Below are 5,701 nucleotides of genomic sequence, written 5' to 3'. Positions count from 1 at the left end.
TCCGCGCCCCGCCGCCCCCCGGGGGCCGCCGCCCCCCACCGAATCGGGTAGACCCCCCCCCGGTGGGTGAACTTCCGGCCCTCCCCGGTGGCCGCCGGCCGCAGGCCGGGCAGCCGCCGGAACAGGGTGGCCAGGGCGATCTGGAGCTCGGCGCGGGCGAGCGGCTGCCCGAGGCACTGGTGCACGCCGAAGCCGAAGGCCATGTGCCGCCGGGCGTCCCGGTCGAGGTCGAGCTCGTCGGCCGGCCGCAGGTCGGCGCCGCCGAACATCTCCTCGTCCTGGTTGGCGGTGGAGATCAGCGCGATCACGCCCTCCCCGGCCTTGATCACGGTGCCGCCCAGCTCGACGTCCTCCAAGGCGACCCGGGGCAGCCCGTGGTCCACGATGGTCAGGTGGCGCAGCAGTTCCTCGACGGCGCCGGGCAGCGCGGCCGGGTCGGCCAGCCTGGCGATCTGCTCGGGCTGGTCGAGGAGCAGGGCGGTGGAGAGCGAGATCATGTTCGCGGTCGTCTCGTGCCCGGCTATCAGCAGCAGGATGCCGGTCGTGGCGACCTCGTCCGGCGTGAGGTCGTCCCGGACGGCGAGCCGGCTGAGTATGTCGCTGCCCGGCTCCTCCCGCTTGCGGGCGGCCAGACCACCCAGGTACTCGCGCAGTTCGTCCGAGGCGGCCTGGACCTCCTCGGCCGAGCTGTGCTTGTTGAGTAGGGTCCGGCTGAGGCCCTGGAAGCGGTCCCGGTCCTCGTACGGGACGCCGAGCAGCAGGCAGATCACCAGCGAGGGGACGGGCAGCGCGAAGTCGGCGACCAGGTCGGCCTCGGTCCGGCCGTCGGTCATCCGGTCGAGCGCCTCGTCGACGATCTGCTGGATGCCGGGGCGCATCGCCTCGACCCGCTTGACCAGGAAGTCGCCGGTGACCATCCGGCGCTGCCGGGCGTGCTCGGGGTCGTCGAGCCGCAGGAAGCTCGGGTTGGCGAGGAGGGCCTCCCGGCGGCCGGGCACCAGCATCGGGAACCCCGGGTGGCGGGCGTCCGCGCTGAACCGGCGGTCGGACAGGATGGTGCGGACCTCGGCGTAGCCGGTGGCCAGCCAGCAGGACTCGCCGTCGGGCAGGGCGGCGCGGGTGATGGGCGCCGTCGCGGCGGCCTCGGTGTAGGCGGGCGGCGGGCTGAACGGGCAGCCGGCGTCGCGCGGGGCCGGCATCGGGAAGGTCCGGGCGGTGGGTGTGCTCGTCAAGGTGGGGTCTCCTTGCGTCGCAAATGTCCTCGGGTGGGTGGGGTGGCGCCGGGGTCGACGGTTCGCGCGACGGCGGCCGGGAGCGGCGGTCGTCACGGTGGCCGGGCCGGGGTCGGCGCGGGCAGGGGGCCGTCGGGAGCCGGTGGGGGGCGTCAGCCGGCGTCCTCGGCGGAGTCCTCCTCGGTGACGGTGATCGCGCCGCCCGGGCAGAGCTCGGCGGCGAGCCTCAGCACGGCGAACTGCGGGGGCTTGAACTCGGTCTGACGGAGGACCACCAGACTGTCCTGCTCGTCCTGGTCGAAGATCTCCGGAGCGTTCAGGACGCACATCCCGGAGCTGCAGCAGCGGTCCCGGTCGACGCTCACCTTCATGGTCGAGCACCTCTCGCCAGTGCGGCGCCGGGCGTCCGGCGGCCGCCTCTCGTTGTCATTGCCAACCTAACCGCCACCCTTGCGTCCACGGAGGGGCGATGCGGGGATCGTCCAGAATGGCCGATTCGGTTCGGAGCCGGTCCAGCGCCGCCGCAAAGGGGTTTGAAATTGACGTTACTCCGCCAAAGGGCGGCTCACAGCCCCTCGGCGGCGGCGATCTCCCGGACGGTGGCGACGGTGTCGGCCTCGGCCGCGCCCTTGTCCGGCCGGTAGCGCACCACCCGGGCGAACCGCAGGGCCAGCCCTGCCGGGTAGCGGGGGCTGCGCTGGAGACCGTCGAAGGCGATCTCGACGACCAGTTCCGGCCGGACCCGCACCGTCCAGTCGTCCCGCCCGCTCTCGCGGGCGAGGAGTTCGGCGGTCTGCCAGGCGAGCGTCTCGTCGGTGAGGCCCTTGAAGGTCTTGCCGAGCATCACCCACGGGCCAAGCCCGGGCTCGCCCGCCGCCCGGGCGCCCAGGTGCAGATTGCTGAGGAGGCCGCGCCGCCGGCCGCTGCCCCACTCGGCGGCCAGCACCACCAGGTCCAGCGTGTGCCGGGGCTTCACTTTTATCCAGCCAGCACCGCGCCGCCCGGCCGCATACCCGGCCGTCGGGTCCTTGACCAGGACGCCCTCGTGACCGCGTGCCAGGGTCTCGCGGAAGAACGCCAGTGCCCGCTCGCCGTCCCCGGTCTCGGTGCGGGGCACCCGCAGGCCCTCCGGCACCGCCCCGTCCAGCGCCGCCCACCGCTCCCGGCCGGGGCGGTCCACCAGGTCCTCGCCGTCCCGGTGCAGCAGGTCGAAGAAGAAGGCGCTGAGCGGGACTTCGGCGCGCAGCCGCTCCGGATCCCGCCGGGAGGCGGTGCGCGCGGCGGTCTCCTGGAACGGGCGCGGCCGCCCGTCGGGCCCGAGCGCGATCGCCTCGCCGTCCAGCACCGCCGAGCGCAGCGGCAGCGCGAGCGCCGCCTCGGCCACCTCGGGGACGCGCGCGGTGATGTCGTCCAGGCCGCGGGTGAACACCGCGACCTCCGCGCCGTCCCGGTGCACCTGCACCCGGACGCCGTCCAGCTTCCACTCCAGCGCGGCCGGGCCGGTGCGCTCCAGCGCCGAGGCCACGTCGGGCGCGGAGGCGGCCAGCATCGGCCGCACCGCCCGGCCCACTTCCAGCCGGAACGCGGCCAGCGCGGGCGCCCCGCCGGTCAGCGCCGCCTCCGCCACCGCCCGGGCGGAGCCGCGGAACATCAGCGCCCGGCGCACCGCCGCCGCGGGCACCCCGGCGGCCTGGGCGACGGCGTCGCCGACCAGCGCGTCGAGCGCGCCCTGGCGCAGCTCCCCGACCAGCACCGCGCGCAGGAACGCCTGCTCGACCTCGGTCGCCCGGGCGAACAGTCCGGCCAGCAGCCGCCGCCGCTCGGCCTGCGCGCCGGGGCCGGGGCCCCCCCCCGCGCCGGCGCCGCCCCCGACGGGGGCGCGGCCGCCCCCGGGGCGGCCGCCGGGGGGGGGGTCGGGGCGGCGCGCGCACCCGGGCCTGGGGTTCTTGCGCCCCGCCGGGAGCCCGGACGCCGACCGCCCGGAGCTGGCGGTGGCCGAACTGACCGGCCGGCGCCTGGTGTTCTTCCCCCGCGCCACCGCCCCCGCGCTGTACGACGAGATGCTCACCACCCTGACCCGGCACGGCTGCACTCCCGAGGCCGTCGTCGACCCGCCCGGCCCGGATGTCGCGGGCGCACTCGTGCTCACCGGCAGCGCCGTCGCCCTGGCGCCACGCACCGCGCCGCCACCGGGTACAGTCTGGCGTCCGCTGACCGGCACCCCGCTGGCCTGGCGCACCTCCACGGCCTGGCCGACCGGGAGCGGCGGGCCCGCCGTCCGGCTGTTCGCCGAGGCCGCCCACGAGGCGCTGACCGAACACGGCGGCCTCCTGCCCCAGCCGCCCAACCCCCCGCTCTTCCCCCGGCCCGCAATGGAGTTCCCGCTGTGACCAGCGACCGCGCCTTCGGCAACCGCGCATCCGGCGACCGCCCCGCCGGCGCCCGCACCGCGCGCGCCCGCATCGCCGCCGCCTTCGCCGACGCCGGCGTCAGCGGCCGGCTGCACGTCCGCGACCTCGACACCGGCACCGAGATCGCCCTCGACGCCGACACCCCGGTCAGCACCTCCAGCGTTCACAAGCTCTGCCTCCTGGTCACGCTCTTCCGCGAGGCCGCCGCCGGACGGATCGACCTCACCCGACAGGTGGACGTCCCCGCCGCCGGCCGCACCTCCGGAGGCACCGGCCTGGCCGCCATGCTCGACGCCGCCCGGCTCTCCCTGCGCGACCTCGCCTACCTGACCGTCGCCGTCAGCGACAACGCCGCCGCCGACGTCCTCTGGGACGAGATCGGCCTCGACACCGTCAACCGCACCATGGCCGACCTCGGCCTGACCCGCACCGTCGCCGTCCACAAGCTCCGCGACCTCATCGCCGCCCTCGCCGAGGACACCGGCCGGGACTCCCCCGTCGACCCCGCCGTCGTCGCCCGCCTCAGAGTCCTCGACCCCACCTTCACCAACCGCAGCACCGCCCGCGACATGACCACCCTGCTCGCCGCCCTCTGGCACGGCGACGCCTGCCCCGGCGAACACGGCGCCGCCCTCCGCCGCCTGCTCGGCCTCCAGGTCTGGCCGCACCGCCTCGCCTCCGGCTTCCCCTACGACGACGTCCGCGTCCACGGCAAGACCGGCACCCTCCCGACCCTGCGCCACGAGGTCGGCGTCGTCGAATACCCCGACGGCGGCCGCTACGCCCTCGCCATCTTCACCCGCGCCGCCGCCACCACCATCACCCTCCCCGCCGCCGACGCCGCCATCGGCACCACCGCCCGCCTCGCCGTCGACGCCCTACGGGCGATGGCGACCGGAAGGGGCGACGGCCCGCCAGCAGATCAGCAGGTCCGGTGACCTGCGAGGTCACACGACAAGCTCGACTCGCGGTTCAACTCCCGGCGCCCTACTGAACGCTGTAGTTCAGAACGATGATGGTTTCATCGGAAGTGGTGTACTCCAAGGTGCCGTCTCCGGTGATGGTCCGGTAGTTCCCGGTGCCGCCGACGATCGCCACCGACCGCTTCTGCGAGGTCCAGGGCTACCCGGGCGACCGTCTCCCCGCCCCGGAGCTCCCGGGAATCCCCCTCAAGCCGCGCGGACGCATTCGCTGACCTGCGCATTCGACGGGCGCGGAGTGCGGCAGCCCGACTGCCGCACTCCCCACCTGCAGCACTCTCGGCACCCTCACGAGAGCTCTCGGCCAGGCCCCGTCGGCACGCACTCCCGAAGCTGGCGCATCACAGAGTTCGACCATCCGTAACAGCGTCTGCCCGGACCGATGCTGACCCGCTGCCGACTTGTCCGATGCATCGTCAGCTGAATTGGACACCTGCCCGACACGTCCGAGGACGGTCAGACTGGCACCGCAGGCGGTGGCGCGGGCGGAAGCCAGGAAGGACGAAGACTGCCAAAGACCGGACTGCGGGACGGAATCAATCTGTCCGACATGCCCAACCCTCCGGCCCCATCTCCGAGCAAGCCAAGCAGGCGTTCCGACGTCGCCAGGGAGCGAGTCGACAAGACCGAGCCCGACTCGCGAAACGCTGCGGTGGGCCCTGCCTGCCCAGACCGGGCGAGGATGCAGTGCGGCTACCCCCCAGTTACCGCTGGGCGGACCTGGTAAGGGACGGCGTCCCTCGACAGCAGCTTCGTCACCCGCTCCGTGTGGCCGACCGGGGCCACCAGCATCAGGAGCGCCTGCGCTCGGGACGCCCCGACGTGGAGAGCGCGCCTGGCTTCGGTCTGGAACCCGAACTCCCAATCGTCGAGGACCGTCCGGCCGGTAGCGTCCTTGCGCATCCTCGCCGGAAGGGTCAGCGCGACGGCCGGGAACTCCTGGCCCTTTCCGTGGCGAACGGTGGTGACGGCGTGGGCGGGGGGGCGGGAAGGGGCGCCCGCGCCTGTGGTTATCGCAGGCGTGGTGGTGGGGGGTGGGGGGGGGGGGGTGGGCGAGCGGGGGAAGAAAGCGCGTGTG

General features: G+C 74.8%; 5 protein-coding genes. 2 read left to right on the top strand and 3 right to left on the bottom strand.

Translation table 11 applies throughout. The features are described from left to right. The 3 genes from ACFV6I_RS30200 to ACFV6I_RS30190 all read right to left on the bottom strand — a co-directional run. Nucleotides 1-1,232, bottom strand: a 1,232-nt coding sequence (locus ACFV6I_RS30200; RefSeq protein WP_380428697.1) for a cytochrome P450, incomplete at its 3' end; no start/stop codon positions are given. Between the two features lie 152 nt (nt 1,233-1,384). Continuing rightward, a complete protein-coding gene (locus ACFV6I_RS30195) occupies nt 1,385-1,603 on the bottom strand; it encodes a ferredoxin (RefSeq protein WP_363587319.1) in 219 nt (72 codons plus the stop codon). A gap of 194 nt (nt 1,604-1,797) precedes the next feature. Beyond that, nucleotides 1,798-3,270, bottom strand: coding sequence for an ATP-dependent DNA ligase (locus ACFV6I_RS30190; RefSeq protein ID WP_380428695.1), 1,473 nt, complete (start codon nt 3,268-3,270; stop codon nt 1,798-1,800). On the opposite strand from ACFV6I_RS30190, the gene ACFV6I_RS30185 reads away from it, so the two are divergent. Together ACFV6I_RS30185 and ACFV6I_RS30180 are read left to right on the top strand one after the other, a co-directional pair. Further along, nucleotides 3,224-3,622, top strand: coding sequence for a LysR substrate-binding domain-containing protein (locus tag ACFV6I_RS30185; RefSeq protein ID WP_380428694.1), 399 nt, complete (start codon nt 3,224-3,226; stop codon nt 3,620-3,622). The two genes, ACFV6I_RS30190 and ACFV6I_RS30185, sit on opposite strands and share 47 nt — an antisense overlap. Further along, entirely contained in the window at nt 3,619-4,581 is a 963-nt protein-coding gene (locus tag ACFV6I_RS30180) for a serine hydrolase (protein ID WP_107453128.1), read from the top strand. The genes ACFV6I_RS30185 and ACFV6I_RS30180 overlap by 4 nt, the downstream gene beginning before the upstream one ends. Nucleotides 4,582-5,701: the final 1,120 nt, after the last annotated feature.

The organism is Kitasatospora sp. NPDC059803 (genome assembly GCF_042732255.1).
Classification (GTDB): Bacteria; Actinomycetota; Actinomycetes; order Streptomycetales; family Streptomycetaceae; genus Kitasatospora.
This window is presented reverse-complemented; position numbering and strand designations above follow the sequence as displayed.